20 protein-coding genes are annotated in these 24944 nt (G+C 71.5%); 12 read left to right on the top strand and 8 right to left on the bottom strand.

Translation table 11 applies throughout. From position 1 onward, the window contains the following. Positions 1-81: 81 nt before the first annotated feature. From ACIQRL_RS34500 to ACIQRL_RS34480, 5 genes are all read left to right on the top strand, one after another. Positions 82-1281, top strand: coding sequence for a sensor histidine kinase (locus tag ACIQRL_RS34500; RefSeq protein WP_401338976.1), 1200 nt, complete (start codon positions 82-84; stop codon positions 1279-1281). Positions 1282-1608: 327 nt separating this feature from the next. After that, positions 1609-2964: a sensor histidine kinase gene (locus tag ACIQRL_RS34495; RefSeq protein WP_401338975.1), complete on the top strand. Its 1356-nt coding sequence runs from the start codon at positions 1609-1611 to the stop codon at positions 2962-2964. Between the two features lie 328 nt (positions 2965-3292). Continuing rightward, positions 3293-3952 (top strand): LuxR C-terminal-related transcriptional regulator, encoded by a 660-nt coding sequence (locus ACIQRL_RS34490; protein WP_401339043.1) that lies wholly within the window; start codon positions 3293-3295, stop codon positions 3950-3952. Between the two features lie 235 nt (positions 3953-4187). Further along, positions 4188-6131: a 2-oxoacid:acceptor oxidoreductase subunit alpha gene (locus ACIQRL_RS34485; protein WP_401338973.1), complete on the top strand. Its 1944-nt coding sequence runs from the start codon at positions 4188-4190 to the stop codon at positions 6129-6131. Then, positions 6124-7203, top strand: a complete 1080-nt coding sequence (locus ACIQRL_RS34480; RefSeq protein WP_401338970.1) for a 2-oxoacid:ferredoxin oxidoreductase subunit beta — start codon at positions 6124-6126, stop codon at positions 7201-7203. The genes ACIQRL_RS34485 and ACIQRL_RS34480 overlap by 8 nt, the downstream gene beginning before the upstream one ends. Positions 7204-7329: 126 nt before the next feature. Here ACIQRL_RS34480 and ACIQRL_RS34475 read toward each other — a convergent pair whose 3' ends face one another. Next, positions 7330-7746: a winged helix-turn-helix transcriptional regulator gene (locus ACIQRL_RS34475; RefSeq protein WP_401338968.1), complete on the bottom strand. Its 417-nt coding sequence runs from the start codon at positions 7744-7746 to the stop codon at positions 7330-7332. 91 nt (positions 7747-7837) lie between these two features. Between ACIQRL_RS34475 and ACIQRL_RS34470 the strand changes: the two genes are divergently transcribed. The 3 genes from ACIQRL_RS34470 (at position 7838) to ACIQRL_RS34460 (ending at position 10691) form a co-directional block, all read left to right on the top strand. Continuing rightward, positions 7838-8692: an SDR family oxidoreductase gene (locus tag ACIQRL_RS34470; RefSeq protein WP_401338966.1), complete on the top strand. Its 855-nt coding sequence runs from the start codon at positions 7838-7840 to the stop codon at positions 8690-8692. Positions 8693-9000: 308 nt separating this feature from the next. Further along, positions 9001-10092: an EamA family transporter RarD gene (gene rarD / locus ACIQRL_RS34465; RefSeq protein WP_401339040.1), complete on the top strand. Its 1092-nt coding sequence runs from the start codon at positions 9001-9003 to the stop codon at positions 10090-10092. Between the two features lie 113 nt (positions 10093-10205). After that, positions 10206-10691, top strand: coding sequence for a VOC family protein (locus ACIQRL_RS34460; RefSeq protein ID WP_401338963.1), 486 nt, complete (start codon positions 10206-10208; stop codon positions 10689-10691). 103 nt (positions 10692-10794) lie between these two features. On the opposite strand, the gene ACIQRL_RS34455 is transcribed toward ACIQRL_RS34460, so the two are convergent. Both ACIQRL_RS34455 and ACIQRL_RS34450 read right to left on the bottom strand, forming a co-directional pair. Further along, positions 10795-12591 (bottom strand): hypothetical protein, encoded by a 1797-nt coding sequence (locus tag ACIQRL_RS34455; protein WP_401338961.1) that lies wholly within the window; start codon positions 12589-12591, stop codon positions 10795-10797. 8 nt (positions 12592-12599) lie between these two features. Continuing rightward, the gene (locus tag ACIQRL_RS34450; protein ID WP_401338960.1) at positions 12600-12965 is read right to left on the bottom strand and encodes a hypothetical protein; all 366 of its coding nucleotides are present in this window, start codon (positions 12963-12965) and stop codon (positions 12600-12602) included. 468 nt (positions 12966-13433) lie between these two features. Here ACIQRL_RS34450 and ACIQRL_RS34445 point away from each other — a divergent pair, with 468 nt between their 5' ends. Continuing rightward, positions 13434-14063, top strand: a complete 630-nt coding sequence (locus ACIQRL_RS34445; RefSeq protein WP_401338958.1) for a DUF6668 family protein — start codon at positions 13434-13436, stop codon at positions 14061-14063. Between the two features lie 328 nt (positions 14064-14391). After that, positions 14392-14976 (top strand): flavodoxin family protein, encoded by a 585-nt coding sequence (locus tag ACIQRL_RS34440; RefSeq protein ID WP_401338956.1) that lies wholly within the window; start codon positions 14392-14394, stop codon positions 14974-14976. 59 nt (positions 14977-15035) lie between these two features. Here the strand turns inward: ACIQRL_RS34440 and ACIQRL_RS34435 are convergent, their stop codons facing one another. The 4 genes from ACIQRL_RS34435 to ACIQRL_RS34420 all read right to left on the bottom strand — a co-directional run bounded on the left by ACIQRL_RS34435 (position 15036) and on the right by ACIQRL_RS34420 (position 19870). Continuing rightward, positions 15036-16097: an ABC transporter permease gene (locus tag ACIQRL_RS34435; RefSeq protein ID WP_401338953.1), complete on the bottom strand. Its 1062-nt coding sequence runs from the start codon at positions 16095-16097 to the stop codon at positions 15036-15038. Further along, on the bottom strand, positions 16084-17262 hold the full coding sequence (locus ACIQRL_RS34430) for an ABC transporter ATP-binding protein (RefSeq protein ID WP_401338952.1): 1179 nt from the start codon (positions 17260-17262) through the stop codon (positions 16084-16086). The genes ACIQRL_RS34435 and ACIQRL_RS34430 overlap by 14 nt, the downstream gene beginning before the upstream one ends. Before the next feature lie 29 nt (positions 17263-17291). Continuing rightward, on the bottom strand, positions 17292-18557 hold the full coding sequence (locus ACIQRL_RS34425) for an outer membrane lipoprotein carrier protein LolA (protein ID WP_401338950.1): 1266 nt from the start codon (positions 18555-18557) through the stop codon (positions 17292-17294). A gap of 269 nt (positions 18558-18826) precedes the next feature. Beyond that, complete coding sequence (locus tag ACIQRL_RS34420; protein WP_401338947.1) at positions 18827-19870, bottom strand: CHRD domain-containing protein; 1044 nt, start codon at positions 19868-19870, stop codon at positions 18827-18829. A gap of 241 nt (positions 19871-20111) precedes the next feature. Here ACIQRL_RS34420 and ACIQRL_RS34415 point away from each other — a divergent pair, with 241 nt between their 5' ends. Then, positions 20112-20705 carry a hypothetical protein gene (locus ACIQRL_RS34415; RefSeq protein ID WP_401338945.1) on the top strand — a complete coding sequence of 198 codons (594 nt, stop codon included), beginning with the start codon at positions 20112-20114 and terminating at the stop codon, positions 20703-20705. 448 nt (positions 20706-21153) lie between these two features. Here ACIQRL_RS34415 and ACIQRL_RS34410 read toward each other — a convergent pair whose 3' ends face one another. After that, a complete protein-coding gene (locus ACIQRL_RS34410; protein ID WP_401338942.1) occupies positions 21154-22164 on the bottom strand; it encodes a polyprenyl synthetase family protein in 1011 nt (336 codons plus the stop codon). A gap of 432 nt (positions 22165-22596) precedes the next feature. Here ACIQRL_RS34410 and ACIQRL_RS34405 point away from each other — a divergent pair, with 432 nt between their 5' ends. Then, positions 22597-24594 carry a CocE/NonD family hydrolase gene (locus ACIQRL_RS34405; protein WP_401338941.1) on the top strand — a complete coding sequence of 666 codons (1998 nt, stop codon included), beginning with the start codon at positions 22597-22599 and terminating at the stop codon, positions 24592-24594. Positions 24595-24944 lie beyond the last annotated feature (350 nt).

The following is a 24944-nucleotide window of genomic DNA, read 5'->3' as shown; positions in this document are numbered from 1 at the left end:
TCTGGGGGTGGGGTTTTCCCCAGTGCATCGCGGCGGCCCACCTCATGGCGCGGCGGCGCGCCGCCGGGCAGGCTAGCGGATATGACCGAACGCATCACGCCCACCAGTCCGCCGGACGAGCCGTCCGACCGTGACCGACTGCCCTCCGCGAGACTCGCCCTCGGCCGGCGGACCTGGCTGGAGATCGCCCACCTGCTGGCGAACCTGCCGGCCTCGATCATCGGATTCGTGTACGTGGTGACGATGCTCGCCACGGGCGCGGGGCTCGCGGTGACGGTCGTAGGACTGCCGCTGCTCGCGGCGGGGCTGCGGGGTTCGCGGCAGCTCGGCAAGGCGGAGCGGGCGCGGGCGCGGCGGTTGTTGGGGCTGCGGATCGACGAGCCGAGCCCGTTGCCGGTGCGACGGACGGGCTTCTTCGGCTGGCTGTGGTCGAGCCTGAAGGACCCGGTGGGCTGGCGGGCGGTGCTGTACGACCTCATCCGGCTGCCCTGGGGCATCGCCACCTTCGTGGTGACGCTCGTGTCGCTGTTCGTGCTGTGGCCGGTGCTGCCGTTCATAGCGCGGGGGCTGACGAACGTGGACCGGGCGATGGTGCGCGGACTGCTGTCGCCCTCCGACGAGTTGGAGCGGCGCATCGCCGAACTGGAGTCGGACCGCGGGGTCGTGGTCGACACGGCCGCCGCCGATCTGCGCCGTATCGAGCGCGATCTGCACGACGGGGCGCAGGCCCGGCTCGTCAATCTCGCGATGGGGCTCGGTCTGGCGAAGGAGAAGCTGCTGGAGGACCCCGACGCCGCGGCGTCGATGGTCGACGAGGCGCACGGCGAGGTGAAGCTAGCCCTTCAGGAACTGCGTGATCTGGCCCGCGGTATCCACCCGGCGGTCCTGACCGACCGGGGTCTGGACGCCGCCCTGTCCGCGATCGCCTCGCGGTGCACCGTGCCCGTGAAGGTGACCGCCGAACTGGACCAACGGCCGGCCGCCGCCATCGAGGGCATCGCCTACTTCACCGTCTCCGAGCTGCTCCAGAACGTCAGCAAGCACAGCGGGGCGAGGTCCGCGTCGGTCGACGTCTGGCGGACGGACGAGCGCCTGCTCATCCAGGTCCGGGACGACGGCCGCGGCGGGGCCGGGCTCGACGGCGGTACGGGTATGGCGGGGCTCGCGGACCGGCTGGGCGCGGTGGACGGGCTGTTCGTCGTGGACTCGCCGGTCGGCGGCCCGACGGTCATCACGGCCGAACTCCCGTGGCGGGAACGCCAGAACGAGCCCGCACAGTGAACGGGACCCCTGAGGACAGAGGGCCGGACAAGGCTGACCCCGCCCGGTTCACTCGATGGAGACCTCAGCCGGGAGACCTCCGCCGGGATCACGCGCGGAGGACCCTGGAGGAAGGGCCCGCGGCGGAGGCGCGCCCGGGTTCACGGAGGTAGGGAAAACCCCCCGCTCAAGACGCCGATCCGCTCCATGTCCGACCGGCGTCCCGAGCGGCACGCTTGAGGAAGCAGCCGACGCGCGGGACGAGACGGTCGCAGCGCGGGACGAGACGGTCGGGGCGCGGAGCTGGACGGTCGGGGCGCAGGGCGGGACGAGAGAACGGACGAATCGATGGCCACGGAGTACGGACACGGATACGGGCACCGGAGCGGGCCCGGATTCGACGAGGCCGGTGCCGGTGGGCGGCGGCACCGTCTCCCGGCCCCGCTGCGGGCCCCGATCGAGGCCCGGAGCTGGCGCGAGTTCGGCTACGTGATGCTGGGCCTGCCGCTCGGCATCATCATGTTCACGTTCGCCGTCACGATGGTCTCGCTCGGCGCGGGCCTGCTGATCACCTTCCTGGGCATCCCGGTGCTCGCCGCCGCGCTGGCCGGCTGCCGCGGCTTCGGCTCGCTGGAGCGGGACCGGGCGCGCGGGCTGCTCGGTGTCGAGGTGGCCGAGCCCGAGCCGCTGAGGATGAAGAAGCACGGGGCGATGGCGTGGATGGGCGCCGTGCTCAAGAGCGGCACGTCGTGGCGGCACCTGCTGTACGCGGTGGTCCAGTTCCCGTGGTCGGTGTTCTCCTTCGTCGTGGCCCTGACGTTCTGGACGTACGGGTGGGCGCTGCTGACGTATCCGCTGTGGTTCTGGGTCTTCCCGGTGTACGTCGGTCAGGGCGGACTCCAGTTGTACGGCGACGGGTCGCACTCGGTATATCTGGACAACCCGTTCGAGATCACGGTGACCGCGCTGGTGGGGCTGCTCTTCACGATGGCGACCCCGTGGATCGTGCGGGCGCTGACGAGCGTGGACCGGCTGATGGTGCACGGGCTGCTCGGCCCCTCGCGGCTGGCCACGCGCGTGGTGGAGCTGGAGTCCGACCGGGGTGTCGTGGTCGACACGGCCGCCGCCGATCTGCGCCGTATCGAGCGCGATCTGCACGACGGGGCGCAGGCCCGGCTCGTCGCCCTGGCGATGGACCTGGGGCTCGCCAAGGAGAAGCTGGCCGAGGACCCCGAGGCCGCGGCGCGGATGGTGGACGAGGCGCACGGCGAGGTCAAGACGGCGCTGCAGGAGCTGCGGGACCTCGCGCGCGGTATCCATCCGGCGGTGCTGACCGACCGCGGGCTCGACGCCGCGCTGTCCGCGGTGGCCTCGCGGTGCACGGTGCCGGTGCGGGTGGAGGTCGATCTGCCGGCGCGGCCGGCGCCCGCGATCGAGGGCATCGCCTACTTCACCGTCTCCGAGCTGCTGCAGAACATCAGCAAGCACTCCCGTGCGACGCGGGCGACCGTGGACGTGTGGCGGGTCGAGAACCGGCTGTTGATCCAGGTCGGCGACAACGGGGTCGGCGGGGCCGACGTCTCCGGGGGATCGGGCCTGGCCGGGCTCGCCGAGCGGCTCGACGCGGTGGACGGAATCCTGGTGGTGGACTCGCCGGCCGCCGGCCCCACCCGGATCACGGCGGAACTGCCCTGGCGGGGCTGAGACACGTCGCCGCGGGTACCCCGGTGCACCCCACCGGGGTACCCGCATGCGCTGGGTGACCAGGGGACCCGCGTGCGGTGACGCCGAGCGGCGCGTACCCCGGTGGGGTGACAAGGCCCCAGGACAGGGCCCAGGACAGGGCCTCGGAGCAGGCCCCCCGGACCCCATCCGGGACGACCCCTGTTCACGTCGCTCTTCACGTCGCTCGGGCGCGTCCCGGTCCGAATGCTGGAATGCTGGGGTCTGTCGTACGAGCGGGCATGAAACCGGCGGAGCCGGGGGCGGCCCGGGGTGGGCTCTGGGGGGCCGAGGAATCGTGGAGGACAGGGTGCGGGTCGTCATCGCCGAGGATTCAGTGCTGCTCAGGGAGGGCCTGACCCGGTTGCTGACCGATCGCGGGCACGATGTCGTGGCGGGGGTCGGGGACGGCGAGGCGCTGATCAAGACCATCACCGAGTTCGCGGCGCAGGACGCGCTGCCGGACGTCGTGGTCGCGGACGTACGGATGCCGCCGACGCACACCGACGAAGGCGTGCGGGCGGCCGTGCAGCTGCGCAAGGCATATCCGGGACTCGGTGTGCTCGTGCTGTCGCAGTACGTGGAGGAGCGCTACGCCACCGAACTGCTGGCCGGTTCGAGTCATGGCGTCGGCTATCTGCTCAAGGACCGGGTCGCCGAGGTGCGCGAGTTCGTGGACGCGGTGGTGCGGGTGGCCCAGGGGGGTACCGCGCTGGACCCGGAGGTCGTGGCCCAGCTTCTCGGCCGCAGCCGCAAGCAGGACGTACTGGCCGGGCTGACGCCGAGGGAGCGGGAGGTTCTCGGGCTCATGGCCGAGGGCCGGACGAACTCCGCCATCGCCCGTCAGCTCGTGGTCAGCGACGGAGCCGTCGAGAAGCACGTCAGCAACATCTTCCAGAAACTCGGCCTGTCACAAAGCGACGGGGATCACCGGCGTGTTCTGGCCGTCCTCACGTACCTGAACTCATGACGAGCTGACAGTCTGTCAGTTGTCGAGCCGAACCAAAGCGCGAGCGGGGAGCGTCATTCGAGGAAAGGACCGAGGGCGGGAAAAATCGTGACAAGTCGGGGTGTCAGGCGTCTCAAAACAGCGTCCATCATGCGAATGGCCTAAGGAAGGCGACCCTTACCGACGTAGGGTTGAAAAAGGAAGGGTCTGCGGGAAGGCCACTCCCGGACAGCCGCCTCAAAGGAGGTCCAGTTCAGTGACGAGCAAGGTCAGCAGCCCAACGGAACAGGCCGACGAAGCCGTCGTAGGCGAGCAGCGCAAACCGCCGGGGGCGAAGGACGTCCGCCGGCTCGACCGGGTCATCATCCGGTTCGCGGGGGACTCCGGTGACGGTATGCAACTCACCGGCGACCGCTTCACATCGGAAACCGCCTCCTTCGGCAACGACCTCTCGACCCTGCCGAACTTCCCTGCCGAGATCCGCGCGCCCGCAGGCACCCTGCCGGGCGTTTCGTCCTTCCAACTGCACTTCGCCGACCACGACATCCTCACGCCGGGCGACGCGCCCAACGTCCTCGTGGCCATGAACCCGGCCGCCCTGAAGGCGAACATCGCCGATGTGCCGCGCGGCGCCGACATCATCGTCAACACGGACGAGTTCACCAAACGGGCGATGCAGAAGGTCGGCTACGCGACCAACCCGCTGGAGGACGGCTCGCTGGACGGCTACAACGTCCATCCCGTCCCGCTCACGACGATGACCGTCGAGGCGCTCAAGGAGTTCGAGCTCTCCCGCAAGGAGGCCGAACGCTCCAAGAACATGTTCGCGCTGGGCCTGTTGTCGTGGATGTACCACCGGCCGACCGAGGGCACCGAGAAGTTCCTGCGGACCAAGTTCGCCAAGAAGCCCGAGATCGCGGCCGCCAACCTCGCGGCGTTCCGGGCCGGTTGGAACTTCGGCGAGACGACCGAGGACTTCGCCGTCTCCTACGAGGTCGCGCCGGCCTCGAAGACGTTCCCGACCGGCACCTACCGCAACATCTCCGGGAATCTCGCCCTGTCGTACGGCCTGATCGCCGCGTCCCGGCAGGCCGATCTGCCGCTGTACCTGGGCTCGTACCCCATCACCCCGGCCTCCGACATCCTGCACGAGCTGAGCAAGCACAAGAACTTCGGCGTGCGCACGTTCCAGGCCGAGGACGAGATCGCGGGCATCGGCGCCGCACTGGGCGCGGCCTTCGGCGGCTCGCTCGCGGTGACGACGACCTCCGGTCCCGGTGTGGCGCTGAAGTCGGAGACGATCGGGCTCGCCGTCTCCCTCGAACTGCCCCTGCTCGTCATCGACATCCAGCGCGGCGGACCCTCGACCGGCCTGCCGACCAAGACCGAGCAGGCCGACCTGCTCCAGGCGATGTACGGGCGCAACGGCGAGGCCCCGGTGCCGATCGTCGCGCCGAGGACTCCGGCCGACTGTTTCGACGCGGCGATGGAGGCGGCCCGGATCGCGCTGGCGTACCGGACACCCGTACTGCTGCTCTCCGACGGCTACCTGGCCAACGGCTCCGAGCCGTGGCGCGTCCCGGACACCGACGAACTCCCCGATCTGCGCGTGCAGTTCGCCCAGGGCCCCAACCACACCCTGGACGACGGCACCGAGGTCTTCTGGCCGTACAAGCGCGACCCGCAGACGCTCGCCCGCCCCTGGGCCATCCCGGGAACTCCCGGCCTGGAACACCGGATCGGCGGCATCGAGAAGCAGGACGGCAGCGGCAACATCTCCTACGACCCCGCCAACCACGACTTCATGGTCCGCACCCGCCAGGCCAAGATCGACGGTATCGACGTCCCCGACCTCGACGTCGACGACCCCACGGCGGGCACCGAGACGGCGGCCAACACCCTTGTCCTGGGCTGGGGTTCGACCTACGGGCCGATCACCGCGGCGGTCCGCCGGCTGCGCACCGCCGGGGAGCACATCGCGCAGGCCCATCTGCGTCATCTCAACCCCTTCCCGCGGAATCTGGGCGCGGTGCTGAAGCGTTACGACAAGGTGGTGATCCCCGAGATGAACCTCGGTCAGCTCGCCACCCTCGTCCGGGCGAGGTATCTGGTGGACGCTCACTCGTACAACCAGGTCAACGGCATGCCGTTCAAGGCTGAGCAGCTCGCCACGGCTCTCAAGGAGGCCATCGATGGCTGACACGTCAACGGAAGGCTCGGGCACGATCGAGGCGCTTTCTCTCGTCCCCAAGGCCGAGGCCAGGCAGTCCATGAAGGACTTCAAGTCCGATCAGGAAGTGCGCTGGTGCCCCGGCTGCGGTGACTACGCGATCCTGGCCGCCGTCCAGGGCTTCATGCCCGAACTCGGCCTGGCGAAGGAGAACGTCGTCTTCGTCTCGGGCATCGGCTGCTCGTCCCGGTTCCCGTACTACATGAACACGTACGGGATGCACTCCATCCACGGCCGCGCCCCCGCCATCGCGACCGGGCTCGCCTCCTCGCGGCGCGACCTGTCCGTGTGGGTCGTCACCGGTGACGGCGACGCCCTGTCCATCGGCGGCAACCACCTGATCCACGCCCTTCGCCGCAATGTGAACCTGAAGATCCTGCTCTTCAACAACCGTATCTACGGCCTGACGAAGGGCCAGTACTCCCCGACGTCCGAGATCGGCAAGATCACCAAGTCGACGCCGATGGGGTCCCTGGACGCGCCCTTCAACCCGGTGTCGCTGGCGATCGGCGCCGAGGCGTCCTTCGTGGCCCGGACCGTGGACTCGGACCGCAAGCACCTCACCGACGTGCTGCGGCAAGCGGCCGCCCACCCCGGAACAGCCCTGGTGGAGATCTACCAGAACTGCAACATCTTCAACGACGGCGCCTTCGAAGTCCTCAAGGACAGGCAGCAGGCCGAGGAAGCCGTCATCCGCCTCGAACACGGGCAGCCCATCCGCTTCGGCACCGACGGCGCCCGCGGGGTGGTCCGCGACCAGCGCACCGGTGACCTCGAGGTCGTCACGGTGACCCCCGACAACGCCTCGCAGATCCTGGTCCACGACGCGCACACCGCGTCCCCGACCACCGCGTTCGCGCTGTCCCGGCTCGCCGACCCCGACACCCTGCACCACACGCCGATCGGGGTGTTCCGCTCGGTCGACCGGCCGGTCTACGACACGCAGATGGCCGACCAGCTCGACGCGGCCATCGAGCAGAACGGCAAGGGCGACCTCGCCGCGCTCCTCGCCGGCGGCGACACCTGGACGGTCGTCGGCTGAGTCGGCCCGCACGTGGTTTCGGCCCGCGGACGGTCTCTGTCCGCGGACCGAACCCGTTCGCGAACGTCCCGGTCCGCGGGCGGTTCCTGTCCGTGGGCGGAGGCGGTTCCTGTGCGCGGGCGGTTCCTAGGAGGCCCGGGTCTTGAGCGCCCGGGCCTCGTCGTACGCGCCGCGGGCCCGCTCGACGTCGGCCATGCGCTCATTGGTCCACAGCGCCAGCGACCGCACCTGCTCGGCAGCCTCCCGGCCCAGGTCGGTGAGGGAGTAGTCGACGCGCGGCGGAATGACCGGCTTGGCGTCGCGATGGACGAGTCCGTCACGCTCCAGCGTCTGCAGAGTCTGGGTGAGCATCTTCTCGCTGACCCCCTTCCCGACCCTGCCGATCGCCCGGCGCAGCTCGCTGAAGCGGTACGAACGCTCCAGGAGCTCGATCAGGACGAGGACGCCCCAGCGGCTGGTGACATGTTCCAGGACCAGGCGGTAGGGGCACATCGCCTCGCCGGCGTCGTACCCGTCCGCTGCCTTGATGCTACTTACGGCCATGCCAGTACCTTACTTCAAGGTGGGTACTTTCCAACAGTTAGTGCAGCTCCTAGGGTGAGTGACATCCGCACCCCACAAGGAGATGTACGTCATGAGCATCGTCGTCACCGGAGCCACCGGACACCTCGGCCGCCACGTGGTCGAGCAGTTGCTGGAGAAGGTCCCCGCCGAGCGGATCACCGCGGTCGTGCGGGACGAGTCCAAGGCCGCCGATCTCGCGGCCCGCGGCGTTCGACTCGCTGTCGCCGACTACAACACGCCGGAGACCTTCGACGGCCTGTTCTCGGCCGGTGACAAGGTGCTGCTGATCTCGGGCAACGAGTTCGACAAGGGCCGCGTCGAACAGCACCGGGTCGTCATCGACGCGGCCAAGGCGGCCGGAGTCTCCCTGCTCGCCTACACCAGCGCCCCCGGCAGCCTGACGGCCGCGCTGGCCGACGACCACCGCGCCACCGAGGACGTCCTGCTCGCCTCCGGACTGCCCTACACGCTGCTGCGCAACGGCTGGTACCACGAGAACTACACCGAGAACCTCGCCCCCGTACTGGCGCACAACGCCGTCGTCCAGGCCGCCGGCGACGGCCGGATCGCCTCCGCCTCGCGCGCCGACTACGCCGCCGCCGCGGTCGCGGTGCTGACCGGCGAGGGCCACGAGAACAAGACGTACGAGCTGAGCGGCGACGTGGCCTGGGGCTTCGCCGAGTACGCGGCCGAGCTGAGCCGGCAGACCGGCCAGGAGATCGTCTACAACCCCGTCTCCCCCGAGGCCTTCGCCGGCATCCTGACCGACGCCGGGCTGCCCGAGGTCTTCGCCGGGATCCTCGCGGGCGTCGACACCTCCATCGAGAAGGGCGAGCTCGCCGCCACCCCCGGCGACCTGTCGCGCCTGGCGGGCCGTCCGACCACGCCGATCGCCGAGGCCGTCGCGGCGGCACTGAAGGGCTGACGTCCCGGCGGCGCGGGAGGACTGACGTCCCGGCGGCGCGGAAGGGATGGCGGCGCGGGAGGACTGGTGTCCCGGCGGCACGCAAGGGCCGGTGTCCCGGCGGCACGCAAGGGCCGGGGTTCCGGGGTTCGACGGACGCGCTGTCCCACCCGCCCCGCCTGTCATGACCGTATAGCGATACGGGCATGACAGGCGGGGGTGTCCGGCGCTACCTTCTTTCATGCTGCACGGAAGTTCCCCGACCGCACGGGAGCTCCGGAGCGCGGGGGGCGCGCCAGGCGTCCGCGATCGTGGAAGAGGAGACGCCGGTGGCCGGGGAGTCGAGGGGCGAGCAGCGCACAGGTCTGCTGAACGGCTTCGCGGCGTACGGGATGTGGGGGCTCGTCCCCCTGTTCTGGCCGCTGCTGAAGCCCGCCGGAGCGGTCGAGATCCTCGCCCACCGGATGGTGTGGTCGCTGGCGGTGGTCGGCGTGGTGCTCCTCGTGATGCGGCGCTGGGCCTGGGCGGGCGAACTGCTGCGGCAGCCGCGCAAGCTGGCTCTGATCACGGTCGCGGCGGCGGTCATCACCGTCAACTGGGGCGTCTACATCTGGGCGGTCAACTCCGAGCACGTGGTCGAGGCCTCGCTCGGCTACTTCATCAACCCCCTGGTCACCATCGCGATGGGCGTGCTGCTGCTCAAGGAGCGGCTGCGGCCGGTGCAGTGGACCGCCGTGGGCGTCGGCCTCGCGGCCGTCCTCGTCCTGACGATCGGCTCCGGCCGCCCGCCGTGGATCTCCCTCTGCCTCGCCTTCTCCTTCGCCACGTACGGCCTGGTGAAGAAGAAGGTCAACCTCGGCGGCCTGGAGTCGCTCGCCGCCGAGACCGCGATCCAGTTCCTGCCGGCGCTGGCCTATCTGCTGTGGCTGGGATCGCGCGGTGACGCGACGTTCGCCGCGCAGGGGCCGGGGCACGCCGCGCTGCTCGCGGCGACCGGCGTGGTGACGGCGATCCCGCTGATCTGCTTCGGCGCCGCCGCGATCCGCGTGCCGCTGTCCACCCTGGGCCTCCTCCAGTACATGGCCCCGGTGTTCCAGTTCCTCCTCGGCATCTTCTACTTCCACGAGGCCATGCCCGTCGAACGGTGGGCCGGGTTCGCGCTGGTGTGGCTCGCGCTGTCGCTGCTGACATTCGACGCGCTGCGCGCCGCGCGGCGGGGTGCGCGGGCCCTGCGGGAGTCGGCCCGCGCGACCGGGTCGGCGCCCGCCGCCGATGCCGTGAGCACCGACACCGGTGCCGTGGTCACCCCCGCCGGTCCCGTGGCTCCCGCCACCGCGGTCGCGGGAGTCGCCGCCCTCGCCGCGGGGACCGTCGAGCCGGCCGGTCCGGCGGGTTCGGCGGGTTCGCGCAGCACCTCGTGACAAGAGGGCGGCCTCGCCCGGATCGAAGCGGTAGGGCCCGCTCTCGTACGGCATGAAGGCCGGCCCGGCGATTCCGTTGCCCGTCCGGTCGCGGAACCACTATGAGTGGCTCCATGACGCCGACTCCCGCCTCCGCACCCATCCCAGTGGTCCCGGTCCACTGGAAACTCGTCATCGACGCCGCCGATCCGCACGCGCAGGCCGACTTCTGGTCCGCCGCGCTCGGTTACGCGGTCGAGGACAACAGCGCCTTCATCGAGCAGCTCCTGAGCCTCGGCGCTCTGCCGGCCGAGGCCACCGTCGACTTCCACGGCCGCCCGGCCTTCCGGGACCTGATCGCGGTACGGCATCCCGACGACCCGTACGACAAGGAACGCGGCACCGGCCTCGGGCGGCGCCTGCTCTTCCAGCGGGTTCCCGAGCCCAAGACCGGCAAGAACCGGCTCCACCTCGACCTGCACCCCGGCGAGGGCCGGCGCGCCGAGGAGGTCGGGCGTCTGACGTCACTCGGGGCGAGCGTGCTGCGGGACATGAACGAACCGGCGGGCGCATGGGTGGTCATGGCGGACCCCGAGGGGAACGAGTTCTGCGTCCACTGAGGCCGCGCGCCAGGACAGGTCCCGGTCCGTTCGCCTTCCGGCTCCCGGGCGCTCCCCCGCCGCCGCTCGCCGCCCCGTGGACCTGCTCCTGGCGTTCCCCTCGTCACTCGCCGTGCGCGCGAGGCGTCCAGGTGTACGGGTTGTCCACCGTGACGTGGGCGCGTTCGGCGAGGCGGCCCATACGGGTGCGGGCCGATGCGAGCTGTTCGAGGTCGTCGGCGGCGGGACCGTCGTCGGCCGTGAGCTCGGTCCACACGCCGATCAGGTCGCGCCCGAGGTGCAGACCCTGGAGCGGGTCGCGGACGGCACGCCACGCGGTGGCCGCGCTCTGGACGTTGCCATAGGCGGCCCGCGCGTCCCGGTGGCGCCGGCGGACCCTCGCGAGATCCAGGGACAGGTGGAACGACCTGAGGGCGTCACCGGCCAGGTAGGCGATGTACGCGGTCAGTTCGCGCAGTTTCAGTACCTCGGGGTGTTCCTGGCCCAGCGACCGCGCCGCCTCCGCGACGGCCTGCTCGGCCATCCCCGCGGCGGCCTCGATACGGCCCATCTTCACGGCCTCGTTGATCCGGGCGACGGGCTCCGCGAGGAACGCCGCCGCGGCGTCGCGTTCCGAGGCCGGCTCCTGCGGACTCGGCGCGAGGACCGCCTCGGCGACGGCGTCGAAGCCGCGCACGGGAGCGGGCTTCGGTTCCGGATCCGGAGCCAGCAGTGCCAGGGCCTCCATCGCGGAAGAGGGCTTCCGCTCGGGAGCGGCTGCCCTGGGCTCGGGGGCAGGAGTCCGGTCGGGGGCGGGCATCGGGTCGGGTGCGGGCATCCGGCCAGGGGTGGCGGGTACGGGCTGCGACTCGCGGGCGGGCCGGGACTCCGGGGCGGGGACGGTCGTCGGAGGCGGGCCGAACTCCCCCTTCGGGGCGGACGTCACCGGGGCCGCCGACTCCGGCACGGCCCGCAGCACATGCGTCGACGCGGCCCCGGGCAACGGCTTCGGTTCCGACACTTCCGGCACTTCCGGTACGGCCCGCAGGACGTGCGTCGCCTTGTCCCGGCGCGGAGCGGCCGCTGCCTCCGGGGCCGGCGCCGATCGCTCGGCGGACACGGGGGCGGGCGGAAGCGGCGGAGCCGGCGGCTCCGGACGCCGCTGGGCCGGCGGCCGCGGCGCCTGGACCGGCGAGTCCGGCACCCCGTGGACCGGCGGTCGTGAAACGTCCCGAACCTGACGCTCCGGGCGCTCCTCGGTCCCGGAGTGGGGGTATCCCTGGTCAGACGCCTGCGGGACCTCCCGGGCCGGCGGCTGCGGGCGCCGCTCGTGAGCCGGGGACTCGGAGTAGGTGTGGGCCGGGGGCTGAGGACGGACCTCGGCCGGGGGGTGCCGGTGTTCCTGGGCCGGAAGGTGCGGGCGCCGGTCGAGCCGCTGCTCGTGCGACTGCACAGGCGGCTGCATGGGCAGCCGCGTGGGCGGCGCGGGGGGCGCGGGCGGCTGCGCGGGGGGCCCTACGCGTGCCGGCTCCGCCGCATAAGGGGGCGCTAGGCGTGCCGGCTCCGCCGTATAGCGGCTGGAGCCGTCGACCTGCACCTGGAGCGATACGACGAAGCCGATGCGTTCGTCGTGGATGCTGGCGAGGACCGGGCGGCCGGTGGCGAGGGCGATGCGGTGGAGGTGGTTCAGGATCGCGCCCTGGACCGTCTCACCGGGCGCGGCCACGACCGGCCTCCCGCCGACCGTGGCACAGCTCGGAGCCCCCGCGGCACCAAGGACCGCGGCCCCGGCCGCCGCGTCCGCCGACGCCGGTACGTGGACCTCGATCGGTGTCGTCCCGGTGGCCGGTTGCCCCCCGGCCTCGGCCGCCGAGCGCTGCCGCTTGAGTTCCCGCTTCTGTTCGCGGCTGAGTCGAGACATCGGTTCCCTCACGAAGGGGTGATCGAGGACGAGGACGAGGAGGAGGGCGGGGACGAGGAGGAGGGCGGGGACAGGGTTGAAGGCCCGGGCGAGGCCGTGGACTCGGAGGGTGTCGACAGCGAGGGCGGGGGCGCCGCCTCCACGGTCGGCACGCCCACGACATCACGATGGTCCCGCAGGCCACAGCCCGTCAACGCCGGTACGTCGGTCACGGACACGACCGCCGGTGCGGCGAACGTCTTCTCGCGCATCCCCGCACGGACTCCCGTGCGCGTGCCCGTACAGACGCTCGCCCGCATCGCCGTACGCGACTTCGCGCCCGTTCCCTTACGCGCCTCCGTGCCCATGCTCGTACCCGCCGGTGTCGCGCCCATGCCCGACCCACCAGGTCCGTGCCCATGCCCGTACCCACCAGGTCCGTGCCCATTCCCGTACCCGCCCCCGTACCCGCCGGTGTCGTCCTCATCCTTGCCTCCCTCCGCGCTTCGGTCTCGGCCAGGATGCCGGATCCCCGTACCTGCCTCCTGCCGGACCTCGAAGTGCGTGCGCGGGAGGCCCACGCGGTCGCCGTAACCCGTTGGACCAGCCGGCGACGCTGACCGTGCCGTCCCGCGCCGCCTGGAACGGCGTACTCTCCGCGTGCCGAAGTCGATGCGGTGTGCGGCTCGCCGTCATACGGGATCGGGTGGGTGCGCCTACCGAACGATGGGGCCAGTCTCTCGGCTCCCACGCGATTCCCGCGTCACCACGGCGTCACAGACTCGTCCCAGGAACCCACGCCCCGTTACCCGACTCGCCCGGGCGCCGGGAGGATCGGTGCGCCGACAGGGAGAGGGCACCCGATGCAGGGGATCGAGGGGGTGGCGATGCGAGCGAACGAGGGGCTGGCCGTGCGCGCGAGCGAAGCAGTGCCGACACGCGGGAGCGAGAGCGCGGTGCCGCACGGGGACGGGCCGCGGGGGCCGGGCGGCCCCGAGATATGGCTGCGCGGGGCAGTCGACGAACCGGAACAACCGAGGCAGCGGTACGAGGAGAACCGTCAACGCGTTGTGAGCGCACGTCAGTTCTCCTGGGTCGCCACCCATGGCGGAGCCGGCGCCTCCACACTCGCCACGGTCTTCGGCGGGCATGACGCGGGCCGCGACTGGCCCCGCCAAGACCGGGGCGAGCCGGCCTCGGTCCTGCTCGTCGGGCGCACGCACGCGACGGGTCTGGACGCCGTCGCGCACGCCCTGGACATCTTCCGGCGCGGCGACGCGCCGCCGGGGCTCGACCTCGACGCCATCGTTCTGGTCGCGGACGCGCCCGGCCGCCTGCCGCGTCAGCTCGCCCAGCACATCAAGGTGATCAACTCGGTCATAGACGTCTACCGGGTGCCCTGGATACCCGCATGGCGCACCGGAGACCTCGTCGCACCGCTGCCGCGCGAGACCGCGCCATTGACCCGCCTCACCGGGAGAACCGCCCCCTGACCACCCGCCCACGGTCGCCCGCTCGCCGTCAGCACGCCTGCCGATGGCTAGCCTGCCGATGGCTCGCCGGCCGCGCGGATCGGGGGCCGCGCGGATCGGGGGGCCGCGCGGATCGGGGGACCGTGAGCGGGTCCGGGCCGTGCGAGGGTCCGGGCCGCGCGAGGGTCCGGGCCGCGCGCGGACGGCCGCGGGCGCATGGGGCTCGGAAATCACACCTCGGCCAGAGTCGGATTCGGGGCGGCGCGCCGCTGGGCTAATTCATGCGTGTGCATATATTGTGCACGCATGTAATCGACGCCGTTCTCGGCGCGCATCCCTGGGAGAACCCATGACCCGCAGATTCCTGTTCGTGCTCGGCAGCAGCCGCACCGGGGGCAACACCGAGTCGCTGGCCCGCGCGGCCGCCGAGCAGTTGCCCGCCGATGTCGAGCAGCGCTGGCTGTCCCTGGCCGAGCATCCGCTCCCCGACTTCACGGACCTGCGCCGGGACGCCGACCATGTACGCCCTCCCGCCGAGGGCACTCCGGCCCTGCTGCTCGATGCCACGCTCGCGGCCACCGACATCGTGATCGCGTCGCCGCTGTACTGGTACTCGGTGTCCGGACTGACCAAGCGATACCTGGACTACTGGTCGGGCTGGCTGCGCACGCCCGGCGTGGACTTCAAGGCCACCCTGGCCGGTCGCACCCTCTGGGGCGTCACCGCGCTCGCGCACGCGGAGCCGGAGGTCGCCGACCCGCTGATCGGCACGCTGAACCACACGGCGGCGTACATGAGGATGCGCTTCGGCGGGGTCCTGCTCGGAAACGGCAGCGGGCGCGGCGACGTACTGAACGACACCGACGCACTGGCGCGCGCGAAGACCTTCTTCGCGCAGGAGCCACCGCTCGCCCGCTTCCCGCACGAGGTGTGAGGCGTCCCTCGTACGGGCGGACGGTGACGTCCCCGCGCGGGCGGACGCCTGGGCGGCGCCTAGGCGGTGATGTCCTTCGCCGTGAACCGCGCCCACGCCGCCGACCCGAACACGGCGGCGTACAGCCCCTGGAGGCCGAGATTGCGGACCAGGTCGTCCCAGTAGACGGGCTCGCGCATGAGGTCGGCGAAGGACAGCCAGTAGTGGGAGAAGAAGTACGGCTGGAGCGTGTGCAACTGGGGGATCTGGTCGAGGATCTGGACGGTGATGACGAGGCCGACCGTCGTCGCCATGGCCGCGATGCCGCTGTTGGTGAGGGTGGAGACGAAGAGGCCGAGCGCGGCGACACCGGTCAGTGACGCGGCGACGACAAGGGCGATGAGCAACGCCCGGCCCAGCCCCTCGGTGAAGCTGATGCGGGTCCCCGAGATCGTCGTCAGCTCGCCCAGCGGGAACAGCAGGGCGCCCACCGCGAACGCCGAGACCGCCACCACCAGGGTCGCCACCAGGCAGAACGTCATCGTGGCCGCGTACTTCGTGAGCAGCAGTCGGGTGCGGCCGGCGGGCGCGACGAGGAGATACCGGAGGGTGCCGGCGTTGGCCTCGCCGGCGATCGCGTCGCCCGCGATGACGCCGATCGCCATCGGCAGGAAGAAGGGGAGGGTCACGGCCAGCGCGGTGAACACCAGGAACAGGCCGTTGTTGGTGATCTGCGCGATGAACGCGGGCCCCTCACCGCCGCCACCGCCCCCGGGCGAGCCGCCTCTCGTCTCGACCCTGATGGCGATGCCGATGAGGATCGGCACGGCCGCGAGCACGCCGAGCAGCGCGATCGTCCGCCAGCGCCGGAACGTGGTGACGAGTTCGTCGCGGAAGAGGCCGAGTGTCCACAGCGGGCTCGGTGCCCGTCCGGCCCTCGGCTCCGCCGTCGCTCCAGCGCGCGCCGTCGTCCGGCCCGCTCCACTGTCCCCCGGCCCCGACCCCGATCCCGATCCCGACGCCGGATCCGCGCCTGCCCCTGCCCCTGCCCGTGCCCCCGTCTCAGACTCCGTCTGCGTCTCGGTGCCCGTGCCCGTACCTGTGCCTGTGTCCGACTTCGGCAGACTCTCAGCCCGCGACATCGAAACCCTCCCCGGTCAGCGCCACGAACGCGTCCTCCAGCGATGCCCGTTCGACTCCGAAGCCGCGGACCCGGACGCCCGCCGTGACCAACGCGGCGTTCAGTTCGGCGAGTTCACGGTCGGGTGGCTCCGCCGTCACTCCCGTCTCGGTCACGACGAGGTCGGTGACGCCCTGCTCCTTGAGGATCCGGGCCGCGTCCCCCGCGTCCGGCGTGGTCACCACCAGCCGGCCCCGCGCACCCGCCGCGAGGTCGGCCACCGGACCCTGCGTGATGAGCCGCCCCTGGGCCATCACGGCCGCGTGGGTGCAGACCTGCTCGATCTCGTCGAGGAGGTGCGAGGAGAGGAAGACGGTCGTGCCGTCGGAGGCCAACTCCCTGACCAGCGAGCGGATTTCGCGCATGCCCTGGGGATCGAGGCCATTGGTCGGCTCGTCAAGGACGAGCAGCCGACGGGGCTGGAGCAGCGCCGCCGCGAGTCCGAGCCGCTGCTTCATGCCCAGGGAGTACGCCTTCGCCTTCTTGCCCGCGGCGGCGGTCAGTCCGACCCGGTCGAGCGCGGTCGCGACGCGTGTCCGCCGGGTACGGGGGTCGGCGGCCGGGTCGGCGGCGTCGTACCGGATGAGGTTGTCCCGCCCGGAGAGGAAGCCGTACAGGGCGGGGCCCTCGATCAGTGCCCCGACGTGCGGGAGCACGGCCCGCGTGGACCGGGGCATGGGCTGCCCCAGCACGCGTGCCGTGCCCGAGGTCGGCTCGATCAGGCCCATCAACATGCGGATGGTGGTGGTCTTGCCCGAGCCGTTCGGCCCGAGGAAGCCGAAGACGCTGCCCGCCGGGACGGTCAGGTCCAGGCCGTCGACGGCGAGCTGTCCGCCGCGGTACCGCTTGCTCAGCGCGCGGGTGGAGATCACCGCGTCCTCGGCGGACACCGCGCCCGCGTCCTCGGCGGAGACGGCACGCACGTCCCCCGCCGCGCGCACGGACACGGCACCGATGCCTCCGCGCGCGGGCACGACGCCGACGCCTCCCGCTCCGCGCGCGGGCACGGCGCCGGTGCCTCCCGGCTCCCGGGCAGGTACCGTGCGGGCGCTCCCCGCCTGCCCGGCGGGGACGGCGGCGCCCTCGGCCTGCGCCGGATCGGGCTCGGCGGCGGACAGCTCGTCCATGGGCTCCCTCGGTTCGGTTCGCCTGGGACCTACTGGGCCGCGTTGGCCGCCTTCACCAGCGCGGCCTTGGTGACGGCACCGGCGTACACCTTGCCGTCGTCGGTGATCAGCGCGTTGACCAGGCGGGTCGAGAAGACCGTGCCCGAGCCGAACGTGCCCTTGACGTGGTCGCCGAGGGAGTTCAGGAACCCGTCGACGTTGCTGTTGCCGGTCTTGCCGGACGCTCCGGACGGCATCCCCTTGCCACCGGTGTTGAACACGGCGATGGAGTTCCAGCCCTTGCCGATGGTCTTCAGACCGTCAGGGCCCTTCGCCGTTCCCTCGTGGCCCTTCGGCAGGGCCTTCTCCACGCCATTCGGGGCGCCGCCCTTGGCGTCCTTGGACTCGCCGCCCTTCGACGCGTCGCCCTCGGTGACCTTGGCGCCCTTGGGCGGGGTGAAGGCGAACGTCGACGCGGCCGGACGGGAGAAGTCCACCTGGGTGAAGCCCGCGTCCACGACGGCCGCGCCGCCGCTGGCCGGGGTCAGCGTGAACTTCAGCGGCAGCCCCGTCTTCGCGTCCACCGCGATGCTGATCGCGCCGACGGTGGTGCCGGACTGCCTGGGCTTGATGACCAGCTTGTAGGCGTCGCGGCCGGCGACGTGCGCGGTGCCGTCGACGGTCACGGAGGTCGTGTCGTCCACGGACTTGAGAGCCTCGTCGGCGAAGTCCTTGGGCGTGGCCGGGACATCGCTCGGCGCCTTCCCCTTGGTGCCCTCGTCGGCGCGCCCGGACTCGGCGGACGTCGCGTGGTAGACCTCGTTCGACTTGCTGTCGTACCCCCACACGTCCTTGCCGTTGTGGATGACGCTGTACTCGGCGGCCTTGTCCAGCAGGGAGACCTTGGCCTTGTCCGGGCCGTCGGCTGCGACGCGCAGCGTGTGCGTGCCCGAGGCCAGTTCGAGGATCTTGGACTGCGGGTCGGCGGAGGAGCCTCCGTGGGACCCGGCCGCGCCGGACATGAGGCCGCTCTCCAGACCACCCAGGTCGGGCAGTCCGAGATCGGTGCTGATCTTGACCGTGCCGGACAGCTGCTGGACGTCCGACTTGGCGATCTTCTCGATGAGTTGCTGCGCGGTGATCTTCGGCAGGTTGGGGTCTCCGGAGTCGGCGAGCGCCGGGACGAGCCCGATCGTCGCCGCCGCCACCCCCACCACCGCGACCGGAACGACGTACCGCGCGGCCTTGCGTCGCCCGGCGAGCATGTCGTCGGCCTCTGCGGCCCTCGCGCTGTCGTCGGATTCGTACGGTGCCATGTGTGCCTTACCTCCGTCGTCGGCGGCGGCCCTGCCCTCGTTCCGTGCTCCACCCCTAAGCCGCCATTCTCACCCGAACCGGTGAGGAGTGGTGTTGTCCATCTGACCAAACACACCGAATGAATGCGTCAACCCCCGGGCTCAACTCCGCGTAGTCCTGCGGTATGACGCGAGAGGGCGGCGCCTCCCCCGACCCGTAGGGGTCGTTCCGGGAAGGCACCGCCCCGGCCGCGCGCCCGGCCGGATTCCGGCCGAACCGGGCGCTCGTCTCAGCGCTGCACGAACACGTAGTCCGCCCTGTAGGGGACGCCCACGATCGTGCCCGGCGAGCAGGAGCCGGACGGGGCGACGCCGCCCACGGTGTTCAGGCGCAGGATCTCCTGGGTGTCGGCCAGCAGGCCGTGACGCCTGCCGGACCGCGTGGCCCTGAGGTCGAGCTCGGGAATGTTCGTCGCGCCGTTCGGGGTCTTGGCGATCAGTGTGCCGGTGACCGCGCTGCGGTCGGGCGCGATCCACTGCGGGGTACCGGAGTTGGGCTTCACGAACGAGTGAACGATGTGACCGCCGAGCAGTGCGGCGACATCGCGCTGGGCGAAGGCGTAGCCGCCGCCGTCGGCCGGCTTGCACTCGTAGATCTGCTCGCCCTTGACCACGGACGCCTGGAAGTTGTGCGGCGCGTCCCGGAAGTCGAAGGCGCCCGTGACCGGGTGGAGCTGGCCACGGACGGCGCCGCCCGGGAACTCGGTGGTGTGCAGGTTGGCGTAGAACGAACCGGGGTCGGTCTTCAGCGTGTCGAGCAGGGCGCGGTCCTCGACCTTGACGGTACCGACGACGGTGTGGCCCTTGATCCGGTCGAGCAGCCCGCCGAAGTCGATCTTGACGCCGCCATTGGTGCCCTTGGCGCCCTGGTGGATGTGGAGCGAGGTGGGCCTGCCGGTACCGCGCCAGGTCACGGCGACGGACACCTTGTTCCCCTTGACCTTGATGAACTCCAGCGCCGCGCCGTCCTTGTCGCCGACGGCCGGGCCGCCCTGGACGGGCACTTCATTGGCTCCGCGCAGGCTGGCGACGAGGACGGCGCCCCCGCTGCCACCCATCACTCCGTGCTGCGTGACGACGCTCCCGTCGCCGTGCCCGGAGTGGACCATGCCGCCGACCCCGCTCCGGTTCGTACCGACGCTCCCGCCGTGAGCGCCGTGGTCGGCGGCGACCGCCGGGACGACGGCTGCGGCGACACCGGCCGCGGCGGCCACCGCGACACCGGTCAGGATCAGGCTCTTGCGACGCGTCGTGAACGTGGCGTTCGATCCCATGATTCTGTTTTCTCCCCGTAACTCGGCCGACGCCCCCTGCGTCAGCTTCTGTGCAGGAGTACGGACCCGATCCGATCCTGGACTCATTCCAAGCATGTGACGCCAGTCACATCGCGTCACATCGCCAGAACCCATCAAATCCGGCGGCGATTCGAGTGAAAACCGACGCGAATCCGTACTTACGGGTGGCAGCGATCGGGATCGCCCAAAACTCCAGGGATCACAGGATCGAGGGATCACCATGCTCGCCATCAGGCACGTCACGGGATACGCCGCCGTGGGGGCCGCCGTTCTGGCACTCACGCTCGCCGGATGCGGAGGGGGAGGCGGCGGAAGCGGTGGCGGGACCAGCTCCACACCGAGCGGCGGCTCCACGCAGAGCAGCGGCTCGGCGCAGAGCGGTACGACGGGATCGGCGACGTCGATGCTGACCACCGCCAACGTCGCGAAACTGGGCACGGTCGTGACCGACGGCAAGGGATACGTCCTGTACCGCTTCGACGCGGACTCGGCGAATCCGACGAAGGTCAGCTGTTACAACACCTGCGCCACGGTCTGGCCGGCGGCCACGACCCAGGGGAACGTGACCACGAAGGGCATCGACAAGAGCCTGGTCTCCACGGTGAAACGCACCGACGGCGGCACCCAGATCACCCTCGCCGGCTGGCCCCTCTACCGCTACTCCAAGGACGACGCGCCGAAGGAGCCCTACGGCCAGGGAGTCGACGGAACGTGGTTCGCCGTGACGCCCAGCGGAGCGAAGATCACCACGCCCGCGTCGACGGCTCCGACGCCGACATCGTCCTCCACGAGCACGGGAGGCGGCGGCTACTGACAGCCGTCGCGGCCGACGCGGTACATCACTCGGCCGGCCCGGTGCGTCACTCGGCCGTACGGCACTCGGCCTTCTCGGCCGACCTGGCGCACCACCCGGCGCGCCACCCGGTGAGCCTCGGCCGACGTGGCGCGCCAACCCGGTCGCCTCGGCCGGCCCGGTGCACCGCCCCGGCCAGTCTCAGTCGACCCGGTCCGGCGTCCGGCCGTCCGAGCCGACACCACGGGCGACCCGGTGACCACGCGGTCGCCCCGACCGCATCGGCACTCCACCAGGTCGCCTCGGCCGCGTCGGGGCACCGCCTGGGTCGCTCTGCCTACTCGGGGCACCCCCGGCCGACTCGGCCGGGCCCGTATGCCCAAAGACCGTCCCAGGAAGACCGTCCCAGCGACCCCGTGCACCGATGGGACCAGTCCCGGTCCCGGCCCCGTACGCCCGTGGGCCGGTCTCAGCCGGCCCGGTGCACCACGGCGTCGACCAGTTCGACCAGCGCGGCCTTCGCGTCGCACTCGCGCAACGGGACCAGCGCGGCGCGCGCTTCCTCGGCGTAGCGCACGGTGTCGCGGCGCGCCTGTTCGAGCGCGGGGTGTTCCCGCAGCCGGGCCAGCGCCTCCGCGTGCCGCGCGTCGTCCGTGAGGTCGGAGTTCAGCAGTTCGCACAGCGCGATGTCCTCGGCGAGCCCCAGCCGCTCCGCGCGCTCACGCAGCCGCAGCACCGGCAGCGTGGCGATGCCCTCGCGCAGATCGGTCCCCGGCGTCTTGCCGGACTCGTGCGAGTCCGACGCGATGTCGAGGACGTCGTCCGCGAGCTGGAAGGCGACACCCAGCCGCTCGCCGTACTGGGTCAGCACGTCCACGACCGTCTCGTCGGCGCCCGACATCATCGCGCCGAACCGGCACGCGACGGCGACCAGCGACCCGGTCTTGCCGCCGAGCACATCGAGGTAGTGATCGACCGGATCGCGACCGTCGCGCGGCCCCGCGGTCTCCAGGATCTGTCCGGTCACGAGCCGCTCGAACGCCTCGGCCTGGATCCGGACGGCCTCGGGCCCGAGGTCGGCCAGGATGTACGAGGCGCGGGCGAAGAGGAAGTCACCGGTGAGGACGGCCACCGAGTTGCCCCAGCGGGCGTTGGCGCTGTCCACCCCGCGCCGGACCTCCGCCTCGTCCATCACGTCGTCGTGGTACAGCGTGGCGAGATGGGTCAGCTCGACGACGACGGCCGAGGGCACGACACCCGGCGCGTAGGGGTCACCGAACTGTGCGGCGAGCATCACGAGCAGCGGCCTGAACCGCTTCCCGCCGGCCCGCACGAGGTGCTGGGCGGCTTCCGTGATGAAGGGGACCTCGCTCTTGGTGGCTTCGAGCAAGCCCTCCTCGACAGCCGCCAATCCGGCCTGGACATCGGCTTCGAGAGCCTGGTCCCGCACGCTCAGCCCGAACGGCCCGACGACGGTCACGAGAGGTTCTCCTGTCTGCTGACGATCACATGGCGAACTCGGTCGATCATTCGGTCGATGACACGGTTTGTCGATGTGTCGCTGCCATCACTCAAGTCAGCGTATCCGGTCACGTTTCGATCACCACGAGCGCCCACCGTCCCCCGGCCGACTTCGCTCCGCCAGCAGGTATGCGGGAGTACACCCGGAAGGCACACGGGAAGCACCTGCGTGCCCCAACGGCGGGTACCCCGACTCACGGGCGCCACCCGATCACCGGCGGTATGTTCATGATCAGATGATACGAACCGATATGCGATGACATGCGACGAAGTACCTGGAAGCGGTGCCGGTGCCCCATAGCTCCGCCCAACCCGCGTCCGGCCCGGACACGACGGTCCCCCGGCTCTCGGCCGCGCCGCGCGACACACACGGTCCTCTGAGGTGAAGCTCATGCACATCCGTACGTCCTTCCCCTACGAGACCACTCATGAGGACGTCCTCGTCCCCCTCTCGGACGGCACCCGTCTGTACGCCCGCGTCTGGCGTCCGCTGACCGAGGAGCCCGTACCGGCGCTCCTGGAGTACCTCCCGTTCCGCCTGACCGACTGGACGGCTCCGCGCGACTGGCAGCGCCATCCCTGGTACGCCGGGCACGGGTACGCCTCCGTCCGCGTGGATGTGCGCGGCCACGGCAACTCGGAGGGCCTGCCGAGGGACGAGGACTCCGGGACCGAGCCCGACGACGGGGTGGAGGTGGTCTCCTGGCTGGCCGCCCAGCCCTGGTGCACCGGCCGGGTCGGCATGTTCGGGATCTCGTGGGGCGGTTTCAACTCCCTCCGGATCGCGGCCCGCGCGCCCGAGCCGCTCAAGGCGGTCGTCACGGTCTGCGCGACCGACGACCGCTATGACAACGACGTGCACTACGCGGGAGGTTCCGTTCTCGCCGCCGGACTGCACGCCTGGGCGGCCACCCAGTTCGCCTTCGCCGCCCGTCCGCCGGACCCGGCGCACGTGGGCGGGGTGATGTGGCGCGACATGTGGGTGAAGCGCCTGGAGGCGGTCGAACCCTGTGTGCACACCTGGCTGGCCCACCAGACCCGGGACGCGTACTGGCGCGACGGCAGCGTCCGCGAGGACTACGGCGCCGTCCGCGCGGCGGTCCTCGCGGTCGGCGGCTGGCACGACCCGTACCGCGACACGGTGCTGCGCCTGGTGGAGAACCTGCCGCCGGATCGCGTACGAGGTCTCATCGGTCCCTGGTCGCACCAGTACCCGGACCGTGGCCTGCCGCCCGGACCGGCGATCGGTTTCCTCCAGGAGACGCTGCGCTGGTGGGACCACTGGCTCCGGGACGAGGAGACGGACGCGCTCTCCGTCCCTCTTCTGCGCTCCTACGTCATGGACGCGCACCCTCCGGCGACCGTGTACGGGGAGATCCCCGGCCGGTGGGTGGGCGACCCGGCCTGGCCCTCGCCCTCGGTGACCCCGGTCGCGTACGCGCTCCAGGGCGCCCCGGTCCTGGTGCGCTCCCCGCAGCACACGGGGGTGGACGCGGGCCGCTTCTTCCCCTTCGGCAACGACGCCGACCTGCCGCCGGACCAGCGGGAGGAGGACGGCCGGTCGGCCTGCTTCGAGTTCGAGGTGGCCGAGGAGACCTGGGTACTGGGCCGCCCCCGGGTCAATCTGCGGCTGACGTCCGCGTCGCCCGGGGGCCAGGCGATCGCCCGACTGTGCGACGTGGCCCCGGACGGATCGTCCACGCTCGTCACCCGAGGTGTCCTGAACCTGTCCGCGCGCCAGGGCCGCGACCAGGCGGTTCCCTGGAAAGCGGGTACTACGGAGAACGTGGTGTTCGACCTGAACGCCATCGGCTACGCGTTCCCGGCGGGCCACCGCATCCGCCTGGGCGTCTCCTCCGCGTACTGGCCCTGGATCTGGCCCCGGCCGGGCTCGGAGGCGGGCTTCACCCTGGAAGCGATCGGCAGCACCCTGGAACTTCCCGTACGGACAAGGGAGTCGGACCCCTCGATCACCTTCGGGGAGCCCGAGGAGTCCGAACCCCTCGGCGTGACCGTCTCGGAGACGCTGGACGAGCCCCGCCCGGAACGCCTGGTCCTGCGCGACGTGGCCGCGGGCACCTGGCGCGTGGAGGTGGACCCGGGGCACGGCGGCACCCGAGTGTTCCCGGACGGCCTCGAATGCACGGAGGACGCGCGGGAGACGTACACGATCGACGAGTCGGACCCGCTGTCCGCCCGCGCCCGCTCGACCTGGTCGATCCGGCTGCACCGCCCGGACCTGCCGTGGGACGCCCGCGTCGAGACGGTCTCCGCCATCACCTGCGACGCGGGGAGCTTCCTCACCACCGACGAGGTCGTCTGCAAGGACGGCGACGAGGTCGTCTTCCACCGGACCTGGGAAAAGAGAATCCCGCGCACGGCCGGCTGACGGGGCCGGCCCGATCTAGCCCAGCCTGGCCACGCCGGGCCAGGCTCGGCTAGGCCGGGCCGAGTCGAGTCGAGTCGAGTCGAGTCGAGCTGAGCCGGGCCGAACCAGACCGAACCGAACCGGACCGGGCCGCACCGGACCGAACCGGACCGAACCGGACCGGACCGAGCCGATCCGGGCCGGGCCGGGCCGATCCGGGCCGATCCGGGCCCGACGGAGTCGAGCCGGGCCGAGTCGAGCCGGGCCGGGCCGAGCCGGGCAGTGCCGGACCTCGCCGCGCGCCTCGCCTTGTCGCGCCTGACAGACCGTGCCTCGCCTCTCAGACAGGGCTCGCCTGGTCGACAGGGCCT

Source organism: Streptomyces sp. NPDC091209 (genome assembly GCF_044757755.1).
In the GTDB taxonomy this organism is placed as follows: Bacteria; Actinomycetota; Actinomycetes; order Streptomycetales; family Streptomycetaceae; genus Streptomyces.
The sequence above is the reverse complement of the archived record's forward strand: the minus strand, read 5'-3'. Positions and strand labels throughout refer to the sequence as shown.

What these genes read in the sequence shown, in the direction of transcription:
- ACIQRL_RS34470 (WP_401338966.1), top strand. Translation starts at nt 7,838, where the DNA reads ATGAGCATCGTCGTCACCGGAGCCACCGGACACCTCGGCCGCCACGTG.
- ACIQRL_RS34445 (WP_401338958.1), top strand. Translation starts at nt 13,434, where the DNA reads ATGCAGGGGATCGAGGGGGTGGCGATGCGAGCGAACGAGGGGCTGGCC.
- ACIQRL_RS34420 (WP_401338947.1), bottom strand. Translation starts at nt 19,870, where the DNA reads ATGGGATCGAACGCCACGTTCACGACGCGTCGCAAGAGCCTGATCCTG.
- ACIQRL_RS34435 (WP_401338953.1), bottom strand. Translation starts at nt 16,097, where the DNA reads ATGTCGCGGGCTGAGAGTCTGCCGAAGTCGGACACAGGCACAGGTACG.
- ACIQRL_RS34455 (WP_401338961.1), bottom strand. Translation starts at nt 12,591, where the DNA reads ATGTCTCGACTCAGCCGCGAACAGAAGCGGGAACTCAAGCGGCAGCGC.
- ACIQRL_RS34460 (WP_401338963.1), top strand. Translation starts at nt 10,206, where the DNA reads ATGACGCCGACTCCCGCCTCCGCACCCATCCCAGTGGTCCCGGTCCAC.
- ACIQRL_RS34425 (WP_401338950.1), bottom strand. Translation starts at nt 18,557, where the DNA reads ATGGCACCGTACGAATCCGACGACAGCGCGAGGGCCGCAGAGGCCGAC.
- ACIQRL_RS34415 (WP_401338945.1), top strand. Translation starts at nt 20,112, where the DNA reads ATGCTCGCCATCAGGCACGTCACGGGATACGCCGCCGTGGGGGCCGCC.
- ACIQRL_RS34480 (WP_401338970.1), top strand. Translation starts at nt 6,124, where the DNA reads ATGGCTGACACGTCAACGGAAGGCTCGGGCACGATCGAGGCGCTTTCT.
- ACIQRL_RS34430 (WP_401338952.1), bottom strand. Translation starts at nt 17,262, where the DNA reads ATGGACGAGCTGTCCGCCGCCGAGCCCGATCCGGCGCAGGCCGAGGGC.
- ACIQRL_RS34475 (WP_401338968.1), bottom strand. Translation starts at nt 7,746, where the DNA reads ATGGCCGTAAGTAGCATCAAGGCAGCGGACGGGTACGACGCCGGCGAG.
- ACIQRL_RS34495 (WP_401338975.1), top strand. Translation starts at nt 1,609, where the DNA reads ATGGCCACGGAGTACGGACACGGATACGGGCACCGGAGCGGGCCCGGA.
- ACIQRL_RS34405 (WP_401338941.1), top strand. Translation starts at nt 22,597, where the DNA reads ATGCACATCCGTACGTCCTTCCCCTACGAGACCACTCATGAGGACGTC.
- ACIQRL_RS34440 (WP_401338956.1), top strand. Translation starts at nt 14,392, where the DNA reads ATGACCCGCAGATTCCTGTTCGTGCTCGGCAGCAGCCGCACCGGGGGC.
- ACIQRL_RS34500 (WP_401338976.1), top strand. Translation starts at nt 82, where the DNA reads ATGACCGAACGCATCACGCCCACCAGTCCGCCGGACGAGCCGTCCGAC.
- ACIQRL_RS34450 (WP_401338960.1), bottom strand. Translation starts at nt 12,965, where the DNA reads ATGGGCGCGACACCGGCGGGTACGAGCATGGGCACGGAGGCGCGTAAG.